Origin of the sequence: Paenibacillus sp. JNUCC32, from assembly GCF_014863545.1 — a bacterium.
GTDB classification, from domain to species: Bacteria; Bacillota; Bacilli; order Paenibacillales; family Paenibacillaceae; genus Paenibacillus_AQ; species Paenibacillus_AQ lautus_A.
Genome location: NZ_CP062260.1, coordinates 829972 through 851760, shown reverse-complemented (window position 1 = coordinate 851760; position 21789 = coordinate 829972). Strand labels below are relative to the sequence as shown.

19 protein-coding genes are annotated in these 21789 nt (G+C 50.0%); 4 read left to right on the top strand and 15 right to left on the bottom strand.

Annotation, left to right across the window (positions count from 1 at the left end):
• Positions 1-53: 53 nt before the first annotated feature.
• From JNUCC32_RS03880 to JNUCC32_RS03825, 12 genes are all read right to left on the bottom strand, one after another.
• Positions 54-2663, bottom strand: coding sequence for a carbohydrate-binding protein (locus JNUCC32_RS03880; protein WP_192571166.1), 2610 nt, complete (start codon positions 2661-2663; stop codon positions 54-56).
• Between the two features lie 14 nt (positions 2664-2677).
• Positions 2678-4738: an alpha-galactosidase gene (locus JNUCC32_RS03875; RefSeq protein ID WP_192571165.1), complete on the bottom strand. Its 2061-nt coding sequence runs from the start codon at positions 4736-4738 to the stop codon at positions 2678-2680.
• 330 nt (positions 4739-5068) lie between these two features.
• The gene (locus JNUCC32_RS03870; protein WP_192571164.1) at positions 5069-7690 is read right to left on the bottom strand and encodes a DUF4855 domain-containing protein; all 2622 of its coding nucleotides are present in this window, start codon (positions 7688-7690) and stop codon (positions 5069-5071) included.
• A gap of 299 nt (positions 7691-7989) precedes the next feature.
• Positions 7990-8256 carry a hypothetical protein gene (locus JNUCC32_RS03865; protein ID WP_096775901.1) on the bottom strand — a complete coding sequence of 89 codons (267 nt, stop codon included), beginning with the start codon at positions 8254-8256 and terminating at the stop codon, positions 7990-7992.
• 20 nt (positions 8257-8276) lie between these two features.
• Positions 8277-8963 carry a class I SAM-dependent methyltransferase gene (locus JNUCC32_RS03860; RefSeq protein WP_192571163.1) on the bottom strand — a complete coding sequence of 229 codons (687 nt, stop codon included), beginning with the start codon at positions 8961-8963 and terminating at the stop codon, positions 8277-8279.
• 32 nt (positions 8964-8995) lie between these two features.
• Positions 8996-9511, bottom strand: coding sequence for a hypothetical protein (locus tag JNUCC32_RS03855; RefSeq protein WP_096775903.1), 516 nt, complete (start codon positions 9509-9511; stop codon positions 8996-8998).
• Positions 9512-9526: 15 nt separating this feature from the next.
• Positions 9527-10417 (bottom strand): alpha/beta fold hydrolase, encoded by an 891-nt coding sequence (locus tag JNUCC32_RS03850; RefSeq protein ID WP_228468972.1) that lies wholly within the window; start codon positions 10415-10417, stop codon positions 9527-9529.
• A 17-nt stretch (positions 10418-10434) separates the two neighbouring features.
• Positions 10435-11133 (bottom strand): HAD family hydrolase, encoded by a 699-nt coding sequence (locus tag JNUCC32_RS03845; RefSeq protein WP_192571161.1) that lies wholly within the window; start codon positions 11131-11133, stop codon positions 10435-10437.
• A gap of 16 nt (positions 11134-11149) precedes the next feature.
• A complete protein-coding gene (locus tag JNUCC32_RS03840) occupies positions 11150-11617 on the bottom strand; it encodes an NUDIX domain-containing protein (protein WP_096775906.1) in 468 nt (155 codons plus the stop codon).
• A 90-nt stretch (positions 11618-11707) separates the two neighbouring features.
• Positions 11708-12250 carry a YfiT family bacillithiol transferase gene (locus JNUCC32_RS03835; protein WP_192571160.1) on the bottom strand — a complete coding sequence of 181 codons (543 nt, stop codon included), beginning with the start codon at positions 12248-12250 and terminating at the stop codon, positions 11708-11710.
• A 42-nt stretch (positions 12251-12292) separates the two neighbouring features.
• Positions 12293-12694: a hypothetical protein gene (locus tag JNUCC32_RS03830; protein ID WP_192571159.1), complete on the bottom strand. Its 402-nt coding sequence runs from the start codon at positions 12692-12694 to the stop codon at positions 12293-12295.
• An 85-nt stretch (positions 12695-12779) separates the two neighbouring features.
• A complete protein-coding gene (locus JNUCC32_RS03825; RefSeq protein ID WP_192571158.1) occupies positions 12780-13229 on the bottom strand; it encodes an NUDIX domain-containing protein in 450 nt (149 codons plus the stop codon).
• A gap of 436 nt (positions 13230-13665) precedes the next feature.
• On the opposite strand from JNUCC32_RS03825, the gene JNUCC32_RS03820 reads away from it, so the two are divergent.
• Positions 13666-14757: a class I SAM-dependent methyltransferase gene (locus JNUCC32_RS03820; RefSeq protein WP_192571157.1), complete on the top strand. Its 1092-nt coding sequence runs from the start codon at positions 13666-13668 to the stop codon at positions 14755-14757.
• Positions 14758-14974: 217 nt separating this feature from the next.
• Here JNUCC32_RS03820 and JNUCC32_RS03815 read toward each other — a convergent pair whose 3' ends face one another.
• Positions 14975-15337 (bottom strand): hypothetical protein, encoded by a 363-nt coding sequence (locus JNUCC32_RS03815; RefSeq protein WP_192571156.1) that lies wholly within the window; start codon positions 15335-15337, stop codon positions 14975-14977.
• A gap of 212 nt (positions 15338-15549) precedes the next feature.
• Between JNUCC32_RS03815 and JNUCC32_RS03810 the strand changes: the two genes are divergently transcribed.
• Together JNUCC32_RS03810 and JNUCC32_RS03805 are read left to right on the top strand one after the other, a co-directional pair.
• Complete coding sequence (locus JNUCC32_RS03810; protein WP_192571155.1) at positions 15550-17034, top strand: endonuclease/exonuclease/phosphatase family protein; 1485 nt, start codon at positions 15550-15552, stop codon at positions 17032-17034.
• 220 nt (positions 17035-17254) lie between these two features.
• Positions 17255-18826, top strand: coding sequence for an acetamidase/formamidase family protein (locus JNUCC32_RS03805; protein WP_192571154.1), 1572 nt, complete (start codon positions 17255-17257; stop codon positions 18824-18826).
• Between the two features lie 77 nt (positions 18827-18903).
• On the opposite strand, the gene JNUCC32_RS03800 is transcribed toward JNUCC32_RS03805, so the two are convergent.
• Complete coding sequence (locus JNUCC32_RS03800) at positions 18904-19380, bottom strand: DinB family protein (protein ID WP_192571153.1); 477 nt, start codon at positions 19378-19380, stop codon at positions 18904-18906.
• Between the two features lie 40 nt (positions 19381-19420).
• Positions 19421-20098, bottom strand: coding sequence for a class I SAM-dependent methyltransferase (locus JNUCC32_RS03795; protein ID WP_192571152.1), 678 nt, complete (start codon positions 20096-20098; stop codon positions 19421-19423).
• Positions 20099-20629: 531 nt separating this feature from the next.
• Here JNUCC32_RS03795 and JNUCC32_RS03790 point away from each other — a divergent pair.
• Complete coding sequence (locus tag JNUCC32_RS03790) at positions 20630-21691, top strand: S-layer homology domain-containing protein (RefSeq protein WP_228468872.1); 1062 nt, start codon at positions 20630-20632, stop codon at positions 21689-21691.
• Positions 21692-21789 lie beyond the last annotated feature (98 nt).

Sequence of the window (21789 nt, the reverse complement as noted above, 5' to 3'; positions counted from 1 at the left end):
GCCGGGAACCGCGATGAACTTGCAGATGTACATGATGAATCGATGATTTCTTGTTATGGATTAGGGACGATTTTATAAAGCTTGGATTCGGCCGCTTTTAGCGTCACATCCAGCGAAGAGCCAGACGCCGTCTGAGATTGGCCGCTCCAAACATCCGTCACCGTATAGGACGCCGCCCCTTCCGAAGCGATACCGGCACGAACGAGATCCACGGTGTGCTGTGCCGCATTTTGTGTATAGTTAAACACAGCTACGTAGTGGGTTCCCTGATCGTCCAGCACGAATACGTTTGCTGCCTGGGTGCCCGTGTTGCCTTCTACCGGCCGGAACGCCTTGCCCTTCATCGCCAGCCCGTTTACTTCCGGGTTGGTCAGCAGCGTTTCCATGTACTGCCGTGCCGTCGCATCCGTGACGTCATCCGAATTCAGGAAGACCGTACCGGAGATCGCGGCCGCATGGACGCGCGACTGCGCGCCTTCCATCGATCCGCCTTTGGTTAAGTGCATATAGTCCGGATCGGTATAATGGTAGATCGTTCCGTTCTGCCACCAGCCGTATGTGAGATTGTTCAGCTGGTATTCCGTGCTGCCGATGCTGCCGTCGATATCGCAGGAGATGCGGCGGCTGTGCGCATATTGGCTAGGGAACAGCGGCGCGATGGAAGCGCTGATGAACATGGAGCCGTCCAGCACTTCATTCACGTAAGCCATCCCTTGGTTATAGGCCTGGATGCCGGTTTGAACGTTGGCATCATAATGCTTGCCTTCCATTGCCCCATGGCTCAGAAAATCGATTTTGATATATTCAAAGCCCTTGCTCTTGAACTTATTCATGTAATAATCGATCCGCTGCTTCACGCCCGGATGCGTCGGATCCACGGCATAAGCGCCGTCCAGCGTCGGCAGCACGTTGCCGTCCATATCGCGCAGCACGATATCGCCGTATTTATATTTGCCGTTCGTCCCTTCGACTTCCTGCTCCATATTGTTGCCCCAGTACACGAACGGCGAATAATAGATGCCGGCCTTCTGTCCATTGCTGTGAATGAGCTGAACCAGATCCGTCAGCTGCTGATCCGTCATGTTATCCCAATAGGAATCGAGATTGATGTAGATATGGCCTTCATTGTTGAAGGAATGGTTCTGAATATGGTCTTTAACATAATTCGAGACCGAAACCGCCTTGTCAAAGCTTAAATCGCTGGCATACGCTCCCCAGCTGTTCCAGCCGACCGGAACGCCTTCAGGAATGTCCTCGCCAAAGGCTAACGGAGGCTGGATCGCTGCATTCACCTGGCCAAACGCCTCCATCCCGGTCCGGTAGTCCTCGAAAAATCCGACCATGATTTTCGGCGAAGCAATTTGCTTGCCCGTTACCTTTCCATGCGGGATCGTGTCCCACGTAGAGGTGGATGACGTAAATCCGCCATATACGCGCAGTTTGTTCAATTTGTCATTCGAGCCGCTCCAATAGATGCCGGTCTTCCACGTGTCATGCGTCACCGATCCGATGACGAGGCCGTTCCGGCTCGTATTGTCATAGATGGCCGTCAGCTCAGAGCTGACATACAGGCCGTTGTTGAGGCCGGTATTCATCGACTTCGCTTGGTATCTGGACCAAGCATCATTGTCGAAAGGAACGACGAGGACCCGGTTATCGTCATAGCTGCCGATGTCGATGCCGCCTCTCGCTTCCATCGCGATAGGTGCGATGTTCCCCGTAGAAATTGCGGAATGATGGGAAGCGACCGTTTCCGTAAGCAGATACGGCCCGTCTTCATAGACGTAATAGATTTGGCTGAGCGATGGCATTCCCCCATCCTCATTCACGACCGTCACCTTGATGCCCTTGCCGGTGGCATCCTGGAATGGGACCACTTGATTTTTATAGAATTTATGATGTTTATAATCTGTACTTGCAACCATCCGGTCGAGCTGGATCTCGCTGTATAACCCCTTGGCAACCGGTTTGCCGTTCCAATTGTATTGCGACAATCCGGTCGAGGTGCTGTACAGCAGCTCATACGTCGGATTGGATACCTTGAAGCCGTTGGCATATTCGGTTAAGGTGATGGAGCCATAGCTCGTGGCTTTCTTTTGCTTGCCTAAATCGCCAATGCTGCCATCCGGGCCTGATCCGTTTTCGCCGGCTGAATCAAAGGTCAGCTCAATCTTGTCAAAATCGGGCGAGTATCCGCCTGCGTCATCGAACAGAATCGTGTTGCTGCCCTGATTCAAGTAAATTTGAATCTGATAGGTGCCGATCGTGTTCCAATCCGCCGTTTTCGGAAAACTGAAATTCTCCTTCTCCGCCCCGTTCACGGAGATCGAAGCCGCGCGGGAATCCCCGGAGATGTAGAACATGTTCATATTGTAGATACCGGCCTTATCGGCCTGAATCCCGTTCAACGTCAGCGTGGAACCGCCGTATAGATTGCCGGCTTTTTGCCCGCCTGAACAGAAGCCGCAATCGACCGCTCCTGCATTGCCGGTAAACGTGTTCTGAGATGCCTCGGCCTCGTAGGAAAGGATGCCTCCGGCCGTTTGACTCGGCCGCTGCGGTTCTGCCGAAGCCAAGGAACTTCCTAGCCCAGACACCGCTAACAGAATCGATAAGAAGAGCATGAATGGCTTTTGGAAGAATTTGAACGGATGAATACCCACTGAACCTCTCCTCCTTATTGATTTCGAATTAATTTCAAGATTTTCGATTCGGCTGGCGCCAGCTCGACCACAAGCGTGCCTTCCGATTGACCTGCCGTTCCTTCCCACACATCCAGAACCGTATAAGATGCGTGCGCCTCGAGGCCGCAGCGTCCCAAGGAAACCGTCTTCAGCACGGACTCGGCCCCGTCAAAGTTAAACACGGCAATATACGTCGTTCCCGCTTCGCTCGGATGGGTCAGCACAAACGTATCCGCAGCCTGTTTCCCGAGATTCCCCTCTACGGGCACAAAGGTTCTGCCCAGTCTCGCAATCTCGATGATCGCCTCATTTCCCAGCCAGTTCTTGGCGCGCCATGCCGCTTCCTCATGCCGGAAGTCATCGCCCAGCAGCAGCACCGTTCCCGAGATCACGGACGCGGTCAGACGGCTTCGCCCTTCATGGCGGGTCGTCGAATCCTGGTTGAAGCTTTTATAGATCACGGCATGGTCCGGATCGTTAAAACGGTACAGCGTATCGTTCATCCACCACCCGTGCGTCAGCGAGTTCAGCAAATATTCCGTATCCTGGATCGTTCCGAACACATCGCAGGAAATTCTGCGGCTGTGCGCATAGGAATAAGGGAACAGCGGGGCAATCGACAGGTTGATGAAGAACGGTCTGCCGATCCGCTCCGGGGAGAGTTTATCCGTCAGATACGACAATCCGTAATTGTATGCAGCGATCCCCGTCGTAATATCCGGGTCGTAATGCTTGCCTTCCAGAGCCCCGTGAGCCATGAAATCCAGCTTGATATACTCAAATCCCTCGGAGACGAATTTATCCATGAACCAATCGATTCGCGCCAGGTTCCCGGGATGCGTAGGATCAATCGCAAGTCCGCCGTCGACATCCGGCAAAATCTCGCCATCCTGGTCGCGAAGCAGGATATCGCCATAGGTGTACTTCCCATCGGTGCCCTCCACGGGGCTGCCGAACCCAGCCGGACTTCCCCAAAACGCAAACGGTGTCCAGTATGTACCGGGTTTGTGCCCGTTCTCGCGGACCCTTTTCAAGGCATCCTCCATCTCGGCAGGCGTCAGGCGATCCCAGAACGCATCGAAATTCATGTACAGGGTATCCTCGTTATGAAAGCCCTGCTGCTGAACCTCCCGCTTCAGAAAATCGCTCGTCGCCACATAGAGATCGTAATCCAGCGTGCTCATGGCGGCCGACCAGCTGTTCCAGCCGATCGGGACGCCGCCGTTCCAGCTCAGAGCAGGCGCTATCTTCGTATTCGCTTCCCCATACGCTTCAAGCCCTGTCCGGTAATCGTCGTAATCCCCGACCATAACCAGCGGAGATTCGACGCGCGTTCCTCTTACGTAGCCATGCGGTTGGGAATCTCGGGTCATGATGTCGGCCGCGCCAGCGTACAGTTCCAGTTCATCCAGCTTGCCTGCGGTTTCCCCTTTCACGCGAATGCCGGTCTTCCACACGTCATGACTGATCGATCCCAGAATCAATCCATTGCGGCTATCCGGCTGGAACAAGGCCGTCACTTCGTAGCTTTCCGTTTCCAGCGGGGCCGTCTCCGTGAGATAGCGCACCCATTTGTCATTGTCATACGGCACGCGCAGTACATGCAGCGATTCTCCCGGAACCGTCTCGCTCCCGTTCGATACGCTATCGGTTTTCACCACCGCGATGCGGTTTACCTTTAATTCCTCTTGGCCGACAATGACGACCCGTGTGATGAAAGATGAAGTTCCCTCATAGACGTAAAAATGCTGTTCCAGGCCTGGGAGCAGATCGGATTCATGCTTAATCACGGCATGGATTCCCGTACCGAACGGATCTTGGATCTTCTCCGGCTGTCCCATCATATAGTGGCGGTCGTAATGTCCCGTATGGTATTCCCGGCCCTGCCATCGAAAGCCGCTTCGTACTTCTTGCAGAGCGAATCCTCTGCTGCCTGCGTAGGCGTAACCGCCTTTTTCCAAATCCACCTCAATGGCCACCAGGCCATTCGCCAAGCGAATGTGAGTTTCGGCATTCACCCCCACGTTCACCGCCGTATCGCTGCTTCCTAACATCTGTGGATTGCCTCCTTCTGCGTGCATCTGTGCTGCATTCAGGCCGTTATCGCATCAAGCGCCTTTTACAGCTTGCTACCATTATAGAAGCGAGGGTAAAGCGCTTACTATACAACGATCTTCCGATCCATATCGGGATATAACGCATCTGGAGCGACCGATTTGTTAAAATGCAATATGGCCACTTTCCGCCGATTGCTGACAATAACCCGTTCAGAAAAAAAAGGTTATCGCAGGGCGACTTAGCACCCCGGATAACCTGTTTCCGTATGGATTTTGATAGAGAGAACATCAAATTGCATTCCAATCACGCGCCGAAGCAGAGAACAGTTATGGATTCTCTGCATAAAAATCATAACTGCCCTGCCATGCGAACTTCTCTCCTTGCTTTAGTTCCGGTGTCGTCCCTTTGATCTGCAAGAAATAGGTCTTGCCGTATTCCTGCGTGAAGATGACAGGCATATGGTCAGCGAGATTTGCCAAAGCTCCTAGCCCATATTGTCGATCCAGTCTTACACGCAGTTTGTGCTGGAACCCACCCTGATCGCTAGAGCTAAGTAGATAGCTGTCGACATTCGGTTTCACGGCTTTCGCGCCCGAATCGCTATATATATTCGCAGGGCTTGAAGCAACTTCCTGATCGCCTGCGAAGTAGCGAACCGTTTCGTTCCATGCGCCATTCACCGACTGAAGTCCGTAATACGTATCGAACGTGATGTCTTCCAGCGCCTCGATTTCATTATGGACCTGTATATGGCCGTTCGAGATCTCGTACGTAACGGTCTCCTTAAGCACAGGTCTTCCGGAACCATCCGCCTCTTTCGTGTTATAGGCTTGGATCAGATTGACCACTTCGATCTTCGTATAAACGCTCGCCGTCACGGTGCCGTCAGCTACTTCCACACCGTCCGCCCAAACGCGGAACGAATCCGTCGTTCCCGTAGGCGAACTGGTGCTGCCGCCATCATAGTTGTGGTTGCCTCCCGTGAAATCCCAAGCATTTCCGTTTCCGTTCGCATTCGCTCTAACCACGTAGGGCCCAATCCAGTCCGATACATCCGCCTGAAGAAGCGTCGATGGACGAGACATATCCGGATTCACAGTCGTTCCCGTATTCTCGGCCAGTCGCCACTCCTTAAGACCTTCCAGCTTATTCGCACCAAAACGGTCGAATACGATCCACATATCGCTTTGGTCATTGTATTTGTGAGCAATCGTAATTTCGGTGCCGCATTTCACGACGTATTGCGTCGCATCCGAAGCCACGGGACCTTCCGGCTGTTTAGAGCAAGGTTTTGGCTTCGCATACGTCCCTTTCACGAACTGAACCATGAGGTCGTAATTCTGACGAACCATCGGGTCCGTACTCTTGGCACTGCGGAGTAATGAAGCCGTACGGCCTTGATCGAATGCCAACAATGCTTGACTCATATAGCCATAGTCAATGCCTCCGTTCAGCAAATCGACGTATCGTGCCTGCTTATCAGTGTCGGTATTGATCTGTTCATCGAACTCCAGCTCGATTCCCATCTGATATTGCTTCGCTAAGACCGCGGCATCCTCTACTCGCTGCGGAATAGCGGAAGCGTAAGCGCCCGACTCTAGCAGCGCGGCGTCAAACCCCAAATACCTCCAATCATAATTCCGGTTGCCTTGGAAGCTTGGAATCCAGTAGAAGTTCATATCCTGCTTATGCACTTGCTTACTCGTTGCCTGGATTACATTCGTTTCGTTCAGATCGGTCATGCTAATGCCTTTGCCGCCCCAATAGATGCCGTTCAGCTTCAGATTTGAGTACTTCTCTTCCTTCCAACGCTGCTTGAGCTGCTGAATCCACCAGGTAACCGCCTTTTGCTTATTGGCGGAAGCCGCTTCGGCGCCAATGGCGGTGGAATTAAAATTCTCAGTCACACCATCGCCATCCACATCGCCGAAATCCGTCACGGTATCACCCGGGTTCGGCATCATCAACACGACGTTCACCTTATGACCCCGTTCTCCCAGTTTCCTGCCCGCTTCGGTCACCGCTTCGTTCAACTGCTGCAGATCGCCCTGATCCGCGAACATCTGGTCTAAATAACCCTTCCAATCGCCGAAGGTAGCAGTTCCTTTCGTGAAATCCTGTCCACTCGGTGACAACACGCTATGGAACAGCACCCCCTCGAACAACCAATCCTCCGGTTCACCTTGTTCATTCACGTAACTGACGTAAGGGATTAGGTTATCTTTCGTCCACCTATCAGCCCCACTCGGACCATTCTCGTTATTCAATAGCACGAGATTACGCATTCCGCCTGTTGCTTTCCCAGGTTCGTGATATGCAAGCCGATCCGCAGATACCTGCTTGGCTTTGTTCAATTTGCCATCCGTCCCCCAGATCTCGATCTCATCCAAAAACACGAACACATCGGTGGTAAATGTAACTTTGACATATTGGGCATAGGCCATTGTCGCATTGGGGTGATGCTGAACCAACCCATCCTCGCTGCCGTCCCAGATATAGTTTTGAGCGCCTGCCGGAACTTCTGCCCATCTCACTTCACGGCTAGGGATGTGCGCGAGGGTTCCCCACTGCGAGCCATCGTTGGACGCATACATGGACACCGTGTTCGGATAGGCAATTCCGACCGAAGAATCTTGGAGGAAATGCGCTTGAATCCGAGCGATCGATTTCTTCTCCCCTAGGTCGAAGATGACGCTGCGCGTGGACTTGCGGAGATGTCCTGTCCATGCCGGATCCGTGAAGAGCGTCGAACCGTACTTCCCGTCCGTTAACTTATTCCCCGCATCCCCATAGCTTGGTTCCGGCTGCTCCGACCATGTGTACCCGATACCTGCAGCGAGGTTTCGCAATTCAGGCTGGTCTTTGGCCGCCTCGGCTGTCGGCAGCCATAACAGTACTATCCATACTGCAATAACTGCGGCAATCCCTTGCCTTCTGTTTCGTTTCATTCATTTCCCTCCCGACTTGGATACTGGTTCATGAATGCGGTTACATATGTGACTTGGTAATACTGTGCCATACATAGCGTAATTCCCACCATCAGCCATTTGAACCAAATGGAAATTTTGGATTGCCGTCGAATCGTGTGGTTTTATGTGCATGATTGCAGATTAAAAAAGGACACCTGCTATAGGCGCCCTTCGTCAGACCTATTCATACCTAAAGTTACCTAGCCGTTATTCTTGACATAAGAAGACCAACCTTGCGGAATGACCCACGATAGCCACTGATCTAAAGCATTGCTAACTCATCGAAAGATCACGCCAATCACCTTCGCCACGACCACGCACTCCATGACGAAGATCAGTAAACAACAAAAATAGAAAACGGACAGCTTGAGCTCCCCGAACTGATCCTTCCAAAAACGTCTGCGGAACAAGGAGATAATATCCGGCGTTAACGAATACTTCACCGACTGCTTCAGATCATCCACGTCATCGAATATCCGTCTAAAGATCCACTTATAGATCGGAATATTCAGGATGAACAACGCGACATAGATTAGAAGCTCCACGTGGCCGCGTCACCTCCTAGTTAAACATGCTTCCACCAAACCCCCGCGCACTCCGGCACCGTTGACCATTGGTTCGCTATGATCTTGTCCGTTAACTCTTCACCGAAAAAGAAGCCTGTGTTTAGCAATGCCTCCTCTACCGTATCAAAAACATAATCGGTCCGAATCCACTGATGGCTGAATCCGTATTGCTGCTCCAATTGAGCGTAATAACCGGTTAGGAAGTCGGGAGGATTCGGCGTCTCCGTTCCGGTTCCCATCGTTTCCAGTATCAAGATCGTCCCCCCGGGTCTCAAAACTCGATGCAGCTCCGACATCACAAGTTCAAGATTCTCACGCCATTCCTCGTGGCTGGAATCGGCCAGATAACTAATGCTCCAGCCCGATACAATCAGATCTACACTCGATGAAGCAACCGGGAGATTGCGATGATCAGCAACCATGGTGGTCCAATTGCGAGCATCTAAAGCTTCAGAGCATTTATCGTCCAAAATATCGAGCATGGGTTGCGATATGTCGGTACAGATCAATGATCTAGCGTCGGCGGCAAGCAGCATGGATAATCGGCCTGATCCTGCCCCCAAATCAAGGACATCCAGTCCTTCGTACGGTTTGACCCTATGGATAAGTTCAGATAAATCAGGCTGTCTGCTAACCATGGCCTCATAGGCTTGAGCCTGCTTGTCGTAAATTTCATCAATAGACACAATTTGTCCCCCTATCCAGCCCGCTTACGGAATTAATTCTCCGCGGATGTTCCTTGTCTTCTGTTCATGATGTGCTGTATCAGTTTGTACATGAAGCACAGCAGCAGCGAGAAGGCAATCATCATGAAATACGTGTTCCAATTGAAGAATTGATTGTTCATATGTATCGAAAGGAGTCCGCCGGACGTTATCGATTCGATGTGATCCCAGTCCGTTTGGCCCCACCTCAATTGGAAAGCCTCGGCTAGGATTTCTCTATAGATTTCGAGTCGATGAAGCTGATATGCATAACCCGCTGTGATATAGCCAGCCAGAGCTAAGATCACGAGGCTTAACCAGCTGAGAGGCATCTTCAGGTCTTTAAAAATACGAATCCATTGATAGACCAACATAAGAAAAAGAATGCTTAAAGGGATGAGCAGCAGGATGGCAGGATTGCCGTTTCCGGAGCTGCTGCCAGGTCGAGGCGTCATCATATTGCCGAATAGAACCACGCCTAGCAAGGCAAGCGCAATGATGATTAAAGCGGCAAAACGTCTCATTTTCATATCGGCACACCTCGCTCAAGCTTCCTTGCAAAAGCCTATAATCTCTTCATGAACGAGCTCCGGCATCTCATGGTTAATGGCGTGACCCGCCCCGTTAACGATGCGGTAGCGCATCCCGTTCGTCTCCAATCTGGCAACCGCTTTCGGATAATGACTAAGCAAATCCCGCTCGCCAATGACGAACAAGGACTTGCTGCGAATAGCCTGAATGTCGGCAGGCGAATGGATCGTAATCGCATGCTTCATCATGGAGCGATTGTTGAAGTACTTCAGCAAGTAGAACCAGTGCTGCATAAGCTCCGGGTTGTTCTCAAATGCATCTGCATGGGTACCGCACAGCTTACGAAGCAATGAACGCACATTCCGTTCCGAAGGGAATAAGGCTTCCGGCAGAAAAGCCCGCATCATTTTGCTCATCACTTCAAACTGGCTTCCGGCAATGCTTCCAGCCAAACATACAATCTTGTTCACACGATCCGGTCTGACGATGGCGTAATGATAGGCCAGATAAGCTCCGTAGGATACGCCCGCGATATAGACAGCGTCCACGTTCATTGCCTCAAGGACCTCGTCCAACCATGTTGCCTGATTGAATTCGCGAGCATACTTGTCGTTCGGCTCGCTCTTCCCGGACCCTCCGATATTATCCACCGCGATGATATGAAAGTTACGGGATAGCTCCTCCACGTTATATATCCACATCATGGCGACGTTATCGCCCGTTCCATGCAGTAGCAGCAGCGGAGGAAGATCCGAAGAACCTACTGTTATAACGTGGGTCATACCGTAGGAAGTAGAAATATTATGCTGCTCATACGGTACCGTCCACGCTGACAGCAGGCGGTCGTAGGATGCATAGACGAGCTTTTGTCCATGATTGCTTTTGAATCGCTTCAATGCCTGCACCTCCAATGACATAAACTTTATCTTATGCACTTGCCTTCATGCTGTTCGGCATAGATAGGAATCAATTGTTCCAGCTTATGTATGGTCCTGTATGGCTTCACGTCCAAAGAGTCGTCCCATCTCCCGTCTCTTGTATACCAGATGGCTTTGATACCGCATTGTGCGGCCCCGATTACATCGTTATGCGGATGGTCTCCGACGTACCATGTTTCTGATGGCGTCGCGTGAAGTCGGCTCAGAGCTCTCGTAAAGATTGCCGGATCCGGCTTTTTGACGCCAGCCTCTTCGGAGATCACGATAGAATCGAAGTATTCCCGAATCCCCAGCTGATGGATCTTGCCCTCTTGGACTTGAACGGTTCCATTGGTGATAATGCCAAGCTTAAGTCCCCAAGTCTTCAACTCGCGCAGGACGGAAACCAGCTGATCCATCGGCTGGATACAACTGGCGATTTCCCGTCTGAAAAATGACAGGTATTCATCCGCCTTCGGGGGATTCACCCACGGAAGCTGCTCGACCAGCATCTCATACACTTCGCGCTTATCCCGATAGCCGTAATGATCCGCTTCCTTGAATCGATTGGCTATCATCATTTGGGCAGCTTCATCGGAGTCGGGAAAGTACCTGGCAATCAATCGCTTGATGAACGTGTTAATCGCTGCCCTTCTGTCCGTTAATGTCTCATCCAGATCGAAGATGATCGATTTTACTGTCATAGGCGCCTGCTTTCTATTAAAAATGGGCTCTCTCTCCATTTCCCTTGATGAAGATAGGTTCCGGATATTTCAAAGCCGTCTGTGGCCGCTGATCCTCCGGATAGAACGCCAGCTCCGCAAACTCGTCATTCTCCGGGTCCAGCTCACCGCTCACAACGCTGCACTCGAACACAATGGTCAGGTACTCCACTTGGTGCCCATTGCTGTATGTATATCGGCGTTCTTTTCCGCCATACACCCCAATGATTCGCTCAGGATTGATATCAAGCCCCGTCTCTTCCTTCGCCTCGCGAATCATCGCCTCCGCCGGCGACTCACCCAGCTCGATGGCACCTGCTACAAGGCCCCATAATTCTTCCTGATGCTTTCTTCCGAACAAAATATCATCCTGATCATTTCGGATAATGCCTGCAACGGACGGCATGAATATCAGCTGATCTCCGATCTTGTCTCTCAAATCTTTATAGTAATCCGACATTCCCATGGCTTTACGCTCCTTTGGTTTTGTTCTTCATGCTGACATAGAAGGCTTAGAATCTACCTTCTTCTGCCTGGATCTCCAGCTCAAATGGGCTCACTCCTTATGTAACTTCACAGTTTCGAGGTTCGCTATGGATCTAATCTGTGCGATATGATGCTGGTTGTGCCATACGAATCGCTGCAAGGCGATGTCCAGGGTAAAGTTGCCGAGCACTTGGGTTCTCATGGTTCTTTTGAAATCCTCGGGATGTAGATCCTTAAGCAAGATAAGAAAACGAAAATGGAGTGTTTCCAGAAGCGAGAGCGAGTTCTCCACGGGAACTTCCGTGTAATCGCTCAGCTCAGCCCATAAATCCTCCCGGTACGAGCTTGCCAGCGGCTCATCCTCGGTCAATGCCCGTTTGAATCGCAAGTAAGCGTTCATGTCGTTATCGGCGAGGTGGTGCACGATTTGCTGAATGCTCCAGCCACCTTCACGGTATGGCATGTGCAGCTGGGAAAGAGGACACTTCATGATGATTTGCCGAAGCGTCGGTACGATTGAAGGGATCTGCTGCATAAACTTCTGTCTGTCCTCCAAAGTTGGCTCCACCAATGGCTCAAAGGAGCCCAGGGGATAACGGATGCTGACCACCACTTCCTTACCTCCTCAATACATCATCGTACCCTTCATATGTTTCTAGTCGCAGATAGATCGAATAAACAATACACCGGATAATACGGAAAGCAGCATGTGTATTTCCGGTTTCCCGAACATCTCAATAACAAACAGCCTTCCAAGTCCAAACCACTCGATCCAATAAACACCAGGAATAAAGATGATAACTGTAAGTATAGCAGCGGGCAATAACAGCCACCTTAATCGAACTTGCCCCTGAATTAAACTACCCAGTGCTCTCCACTCTATTAAAACTCCGAACAGGAATCCGTATAAACTCATCTTTAATAACGAGAATTGCTGGGGAGATAAATCTGTATAGGCCCTTTGAATTTCATTATGAGTTTCTGTCATCAGGTAGAGCAGCATGACCATACCGATCACAACAAATCCGCCAAAAGCCATTTTTTTAGGTTGGATCATCCCTCTTTCGCTCCTTTATTCGAAAAAATAATACGAAATATCCGCTAAGAATTATGATTATGCGATGCCCCCGAAGTTAGAAGCGTTAAGACGGATGAAACAGCGCAAGCGGGTGCTGTACGCCTTTTTCGAGGCTCTCCACAATCCGCCTCATAACTTCGGCATCCCGGAATATCATGCTGTCATCCGCGAAGATATCAGGCAGCGTGACCCAGCGGCAATCCTTGATCTCGTCAGCTCCCAACTCAAGCGATCCCCCCGTCACGATTCCGGTAAAATGAAACATGACGACATGGTAATTCAAACTGCTGATGAACTGATAAACCCCTGTTGTGCCCGTCAGTTGTACTTCATACCCTGTTTCTTCCTTCACTTCTCTAATAGCCGCCTCAAACATCGTTTCCCCAGGCTCGATGCGCCCTCCCGGGAAGTTCCAGGTATCCCGAACCGAAGGTTTATTTTCTTGGATAATAAACACTTGATCTCCCTGTACGAGGGTAACGCTGACCACAAGCACGATCCCATTTTCCGTCATATCCACAATCCTTTGCACATGATCTACATAAACAGAACCCGCCTTTGGCGTTAACCACGAGGAGGGTTCTTGGATGAAATATCTGGTAACTCCCCTTATTCTACCGTTAACGCACATAACACGCAATCGAACGACGTTGTTGAGCCTTCAACTCGAATGCCTCTCCTTCCCAAGCATTTGGCCCACCGCTGCTAGAAGTCTTTTTTAAAGATAGAGTCACGCGTCGGGTCAAGCTAATAAGGCAGAGAGTATATTATTGAATACTGAATGCTCCAGAACATCGCCCCATGATCATGATGTCAAATTCTCCGGTTACCCTTCTGAATGCCAGTATTGCAAGAAGCAAGCATGTTCTACAGAACATTCCCATCGGAGATTTTTCTACCTATTTATTTTCTTCGAAATAAGGAAACTACGATAAATTGGAGGTTGAGCGATGTCCGGGTATGTAAATATTGATGTCCCGATCGAACTGCTGTTCACGGATCTGATTACGGAGGAAAGAAAAAAAGATATTCCCAACTACACCGATAGCTGGTACGAACATCATAAGCTTTCCGCTGATATGCCGATCATGCGTTTTGATTCGCACAAGAGCCTGTACCGATATTTCATGAACGAACAAGCCAGCCCGTCCAAGTACCTGGATTGGTATAAGAAGATCTTTCTCACCAGGGGAATCGACCCGCCTTTACAGGATGAAGAGGTCCTCTCCTTTAGGAAAAATCAGTATCACATGATGAAGGTGGATCTGTCGTCCAATAGCGCTTTTTTTCACCAAGACCCGCCTTTGGTGAAATTTAATCGCGCAGGAGGTTATTTTAACCTGAGGGACGGACATCACAGGTCGACTTTTTTGTATTGCCAAGGTAAACGGAGCATGAAAGTCAAAATGTCCAGCGAAGATTATATGGACTGGATGAATATCGAAGGGCTGTCAGAGGTTGCCGATTCTTTTCAGAGATATCAACGGAGCCTTATTTATACCCCCATACTGCACCCTTCCTATCTTCATTTGAAGAGCGAGCGCGATCAAGCCTATCCGACAAGACTTGATGTCATTATGGATTTCTTGGGTACACGTTCTCTTCTCGGCACGAAAGTGATCGATATCGGCTGCAATATCGGATATTACGCGCGGCATTTCGCCCGCCAAGGTGCGCACGTGACCGGACTGGAGCCGCTGGCTGAGCATTATGATCTGGCTTTGCGGCTGAATCGGCTGGAAAGGGTGAACTTTGACCTGCTTCCGGACCGCTTCGAATCTTCATCAAGACTTCAGCGGTATGAGATCGGCCTCCTGTTAACCGTTTTTTATCATCATATGGGAGACCAAGATATCCGTAACGCTTTTATGCGGAAAATCAATCAATGCATTACCGATATGCTCTTCTGGGAATCAGGCGGCGAGCCGGAAACGGAAAAATCGTTGCTGCTGCAAAATACGCATTTCACCAGGTATGTGAAGCTGGCGGTCACATCGGGCACAGGGAAAGTAAGGGAACTCGGCGTATTCTTAAAAACCTGAAATGGGTGGTTACAAAAAATTCGGGAGCCTGTGCTTCTTGAGGCGTTATTTACGTTCATGACGGTATTGAGGTCAAAGGGGCCTGCAGCTACAATGGTCTTCTTGGCCTCTTACTTGTGCCGTACCACCGCGGAGCCGGAAACAACCGGAGAGGCGGAGCTAGGTTTACATATTACGAACAGCCTGATGGACTTCATACCGCCATCATCTCTCCATATTAATATTCTCTTCTTTCCCGAGTGGCCTCTTCCAGCCATGACATAAGCCCCATTCTGCTAATGTAGATCTCATTCTGCACCACGATATAAGGAAATAATGTACCGCCCCCGGATCCATATTGCTCTCTTAAGGCATTCTCGGATGAGATCATATTCTTCACCTGATACTCGGTAAGGTTCAAGAACTCGGCCGTTTCTTTAAGCGTCATTAAAGGACGTTCCGATTGCACCATATTGGCTTCTTCCGTATTAGCCGAAATCGCTTTTGAACCCACCGTCCCCTGAAGTATAAAGCTTGCTGCAACGATGGACAGCCCAATGATCAAAGAACTGATCAATGTGTTGTAATTCAATGTTTTCAAATCATTTCACCTCGATCCTAAATGGTATATTCCGGATACCCTCATCCATTTCCTCCACGAATAACCAAAACAACAGCAAAAACCTAAAAAAATGTAAATACGCAGCCCGCTAAAAATACGATATGATATGGGCAATTCAGGAAGGGAGGACAAGTGACCTGCTTAGCAACTATTAGGAATATATTCTTGCACATGACAAAGGAGGAATTTTTATGAGAATCCCCAAAATCACCAGCCTGTTCATGATGCTTACATTTCTGACGACGGCATCGCTATCCGCTTCCGGCGAAATGGGAAGCACCGCGGAAGCATCGTCCGGTCCTTTAAAGGTTATGAGCTTCAACCTGCGGTATGCCGCCAATGACAGTCAGCCATGGGAGAACCGCCGCCCAGTCACCAGAAACCTCATCCTGGAGCATCAGCCGGACGTCATTGGAACGCAGGAAGGACTTCACCGGCAAATCGTGGATCTGGAGAATGATCTGCCGGGATATGATCGGATCGGAGTCGGACGTGAAGGAGGGAGCCTAGGGGAATATATGGCGATTTTTTATAATACGGAACGGCTGAGGCCACTGGAGCAGTCTCACTTTTGGCTGTCCGATACGCCCCAGACGATCAGCTCGGCCAGCTGGGGCAACCAAATTCCGCGGATGGCAACCTGGGTTCGCTTTCAGGATCTTCGAAACGGCAAAACCTTCTATATGGTGAACACGCATCTGGATCATCAATCCGAGGTTTCCCGGCAGAAGAGTGCGGCACTTATCGTTGATAAGATGAAGGCATTTGACCCGGATATCCCCGTTGTAATCACCGGCGATTTCAACACGCTTCCGGGGAGCGATACGTATTCGATTTTTACAAGCAACGGGTTGTCGGATGCGCATGTCACGGCCAAGAAGCGAACCAACGATGATCTGGGAACCTACCATAACTACAAGGACCCTACGGGCGGCGGCAGCGGAAACCGGATCGACTGGATTCTGCACGGCCAAGGTTGGAATGTCCTGCACAGCGAGATTATCAACTACAAGGAAGACGACCAATACCCTAGCGATCATTATCCCGTCATGATGGAGGGCACCCTGCAACAATCCAACAAAACCATCGGAGAAACGGTGCCCAAGCAGCCCTTGACCACGGCTCTGCATATCACCGAAGTGGTCGCCAACTCGAACGAGCAAGGGAATTACAATTATGTGGAGATCTATAACCCCACGAACCGGGAAATCGACCTGGAAGGGTATCAAATCTACTATTATTACGACCCTGCCCTTCCGTTCGACAAATCCAAGTCCAACCGCTGGACCATTACGAAGGATCGCTACAGCACCAACACCCTTATCGGCCCGAATGAAACCAAGGTGGTCTGGATCAAGAAGCAGCCTTGCTGTTATGACCTGAGCTTGGAGCAGTTCCTTGCCAACTATCATGCCGATGGGGATGAGCTCTTACCGTCTCAGATGCTTGCCGTCTTCACGCCGGGCAACAATCAGGGCCTGAACGGAACCTCCACCAGCGGACGTTCCTTGGGTATTTCATCGCCATCCGGCACGCATCTCGTAGGGGTCCAGTTTAATAACGGACAGCTGGATGCCGGTGTGAACGAATCGATCACCTATCAGGAGCCTGCGCCGCTGATGAGCATTATGCAGAAAAAAGACACATTTCAGCGCCCTTCCCCTGGTAAGCCGTAAGCTTCATCCTCCAAAAAAACAGATAAACCTTCCACATGCCATGACTCAGGCTCATGGTGCGTGGAAGGTTTTTTAGGTATTCACCCTCAGAAATCTAGTTCTATGTAATTAATTTTATCTTTTTGTGTTATATAACATAACATAAATATTGTTAAACTTATCCTTCTCCATGTATAATGCTGCTAGATTGATAATATGCACAGGATATGGGGGAGATAATATGTCGTCAGGGAAAAGAAATACTCGCTTTCATTCCATCACCGCAGCTTTATGTACGATTTCCTTGTTCGCCGCTGTACCCGCGCAAGCCGCTGCCCTCGATTCGTTTCCCATCCTGCAATCCACCAGCAATGAGCAACTCGGAGCCGATTATTATATCCCCAGCACCGTAGAGAATATCAGTTGGGGGTATTTACCGAATCGGGACAGCAAATCCATCATGACCGTCACCTCCGGCAGCACCGTCACGTTTGATACGCTATCCCATGAAGGCATCCTTGAAGACCAGGGAAGGGATCCGGAGAAGTACTTTGCTTCCTTCGGCATCCGGCCGGATCAAGTGCTAGATGACGCTAAAGCGGTTGCTGCCTCTGAGCTGCAGCATGATTTTGACAACGATGGACCGCATGTCGTTACGGGACCGATCGGAATCCAGGGAGCAGAACCTGGAGACGTGTTGAAGGTCGAGGTTCTTTCTCTCACCCCCCGGGTACCCTACGGCGTCATATCCAACCGGCATTATAAGGGTGCCCTTCCCGGCGAATATCCCGAGAATGAAGGGCGCAAGGAAGGAGCAAGCGCAGCAAATCCGGAGTTATACCAAAATATTTCCAAATTCACGCCGGTAGAAGAAATCAACGGTAAACTCTATGGCGTGCTTCCCGTTGAACAGGGCGGGCATGTCCGCTTCCCGCTCAAGCCTTTTATGGGACTTATGGGCGTCGCACCGGATACCAGTGAAAAAGTTAGCAGCGTCCCGCCGATCGAAACCGGAGGCAATATCGATATCAATGAGCTTGGCGTCGGATCTACGCTGTATCTTCCGATTCAGGTGAAAGGCGGACTCTTCTATACCGGCGATCCTCATTTTGCACAGGGAGACGGCGAGGTTGCCTTGACCGCAATGGAGGCCTCCCTTCGCGGCACCTTCCGGTTGACGGTGCTGAAAGCTGGCGATCCATCCTTGCCGCGTACAGAGCTCAAGCAGCCTTTTGCCGAAACGGAGGATTACTGGATTCCCGTCGGTCTCGATCCCGATCTGGATGAAGCCATGAAGGAAGCGGTGCGCGAAGCCCTTGGCTTCTTGAATGAGAAGCTGGGCATGGATCGCGCAACGGCTTACGCTTACATGAGTGCCGCTACGGACTACGAGGTCTCCCAAGTAGTGGACAAAACCAAAGGTATACATGCGTTGATTCATAAGCGGCATTTTATCAACAATCTTAAGCTGTCGATCGCCATCAACGGTTCGGCCCTGGGCTCCTCCATCATCGGGGATGAATTCTATGTTCCCCTCCGTCCGCTCGCTGAAGGTTTGGGATATGAAGTGGAGTGGGACCCTAAACGGCATGCGGCCTTAGCAACCGCCCCGGGCAAAAACTTAACCGTCCCGATCGGACAGTCAATCTATGAAATGGATGGCAAGGCGGTGTACAACAGCGAAGCGGCCATCATGAAGAATGGCATAACCATGATTCCCATCAAAACAATCCCTGCTCTGTTCGGAGCCCATGTGAACTGGACCACCAGCGGGAATGTGCTGAAAGCCAGCGTAACGCCTTCCCTGAATTAATCTTGTGCACTTGTCTATATAATTGTACCGAAAAAAGGCCCCTTTAGCTGGAAACGCCATCTAAGGGGGCTCGTTCATTAGATCGATGTGGTTTTATATTGAACCGTCAAACACTGCTTGGCGATATAAAAAATTTGACCCATATGCTCCGAATAATGCGTAGCGCACTGATGCAGGATGTCGAGATTGCTCCGTTCTTTTCCCCGGACCGATTGAACCTGTTCAAAGTCCTGACTCGACATGGATTTTACCGTATCGATCAGGAACTGGAACCGATTCTTCACAATCTGGATCAGATCATCCCTGCTGACAAATACCTGGGACAACTCCTGCTCCCGGTTTCGCGGGGCAACGTCTTGTTGCAATATCCCTTTCATGACCCGTTCTTGAATGTTGCCTTCGATGTGCCTGATCAACGTAGATATGCTCAGACTGGAATGATTGGGCCGCCAATTCACTTGCTCATCGTTTAACTGCACCAACGCTTTCAAGATACGGCTGCGGATGTTTTCAAATTTGTCCTCCAGCCACTTCCGGTTGAACTCATGATCCATATCGCACACTCCTTATTCGGTATGATAAAAGATCCTTGATTCACGCCTTCATCGCTTTCCAGATATATTTGTGCTCGCGGACTCCAAGCCGGCCGTCGATCTGGTTCTCCCGTATCCTGGCCTCGAGCTCACCCTTCATTTCCGGTAAAGTATAATCGGGATTGCCTGGCGTATCCGACAGGTTTAATGCAAATTCGTGGGCATTCGGGAAGTACATAATCGCTTCATTATACTCCTCAATCTCGACATTCATGTAGCCATTCTCCGACAATCGCCTTCGAACGTGAGTCACATCGGTATGTATCCCGAAGATGGTGCCGCCTGAAGCTAATATCCTGGGATGTTCCAGGATAGAGGTAGGTCCTCTGCGGTCATAGATAAGGTCGAATTGCCCGTCTTGAAAAGGCATCTGTGTCTTCGTCGTGGCAAACACGAATTCCACATTCCGGGTTCCGCTGCTCTCGAGCAAGGATTGGGAGATTCGAATCATCTCCGCGGAATTGTCAAAGCCAATGATTTTCTCAGCATGTCTGGACATCCGAAGCGTGAACTCACCATGCCCGCAGCCTGCGTCCAGCACGGAATGATACTGCGGCAGCATCTCCACCAGCCGCTCCTCAAACACTTCTTCCGCCGATCTTCCGACTACGGTACACACCGCTCTTCCTCTATAACCGCCATTCCTGCGCGCGATCATGTCATACCAGTCGATTCCCATGCGTTCCCCCCTCCGTGATAGGCTGTACTGCATTCACAATCCAAGATGGCACAACCCTGTCGTTACATGATCTTGTGCATGCCAACAGGTACCGAATCAACGAATCAACCGCTATTGCTAATGTCTTAAAATATTACCATTTTGTTCCGCAATGTCAACGGTTACATTTAAATTACCCGTCGAAATTCATCCACTTTCAATCGATTTCCCCGGCATTCGTCTTCGCGTCCAATACGCTTCGGATCAAAAACAATGCAAACCGACTCTTTTTTTTCAATAGGTAAGGAGGACTAAAAAAGCATTGCTATTGTCATAATTTGTCGTCTACAATGGAGGAATATTCATCCAATCTATCGATACATACAGGAGGATTTCATGTTTTTAAAAAGGTGGCGTCAATTATTATCTTTAACCCTTATTTTATCGTTTTGCATGACATCCGTGGCAAGTGCGGCGGAATCTGGTCAAGCCAAGTATGCATGGGCCAATGAGTCCATTGACTTCCTTAGATCCCATGGAGTTTTTGAGAACATGGAGTATCGGACAAAAACGTTAGGCAGGATGGTGACCAAAGCCGATCTTACCCTTATGGTTCACCGGCTGTTTACCGATTTTCGAGTCGATGCCGATAAGAAGTTCAACATTCCCGGCGTCCCTAACGGGCACCCATCCTACCAGATTTTTATGGATGTTTATGGCAGCATACCTTCAGCGCCGAACGGTTTAATCGGAGCCGCAGACAGAATCAATTACAACGATGAAACCTTCAAGTATATACCGGAGAAAGTGTTAACACGCTGGGACTTGTTGATTACGCTGAATACGCTGTTCGATGATATTGGTTATTCCTTGGAGTTATCGGACGCTGAGGAAATGGCGAGATTGCGGGCGATTAAAGACCTGCCCAAAAGATATTTCAATACCTACAAGGATTATGACAAATGGAAGTATGCCTATCAGCCACTGGCACCCGAAATCGGATTGATGCAAGACAAAAAATACGGGCCTTCCTTAGCCTCCGATCTGGATTACGTCAAAGCCTATGCACTGCTCGGCTTTGCCGAGGCCGGCATCATGAAACCCGACGCCAAAGGCTATTTTCGCCCGAATCAAAAGGTAACGTTAGCCGAAACGGCGGTCGTCCTGCATCGAATTTACGACTATTTTGATGGTGGCAGCTATGTCCGGGAACCATCGCCTGATGATCTCATTCCGAATGGCACAAGAAACTTTATCTATGCGGGTTCCCCATCAGGACACGGACAAAGTCCGGTTTATGACTTTGCTTTGGTGAATTCCGATGCCCTGCCGGTATTCTATCTGGCCTTGAAGGCTTCGGAGAAAATCGACCTGCAGATCAACGTGAACGGGGAGCCATCCTATTATACTTACGAGCAGTTGAGCGACCCTAAGCAGCCTGTTCGAATCCCCTTGAATGGCGCATACTATGCGGAATTCATCCCCATTATCCGAAGCAAGGGTCAAAAAGCAACCGGCGAAAATAACAACATTGAAGTTATGTATTATTACGCTGATACGTTCCAGGACTTTACCCAAGCCGTATGGTATGAACCCAATCTCCAATTAAAATGACACAAGGGAGTGCATAACTGTTGCATACAGTATGCACTCCCTTTTTTGTCATACAATGCTTGTCGTCCCATCACGCTTTTTTCGAACACCACTAAGTT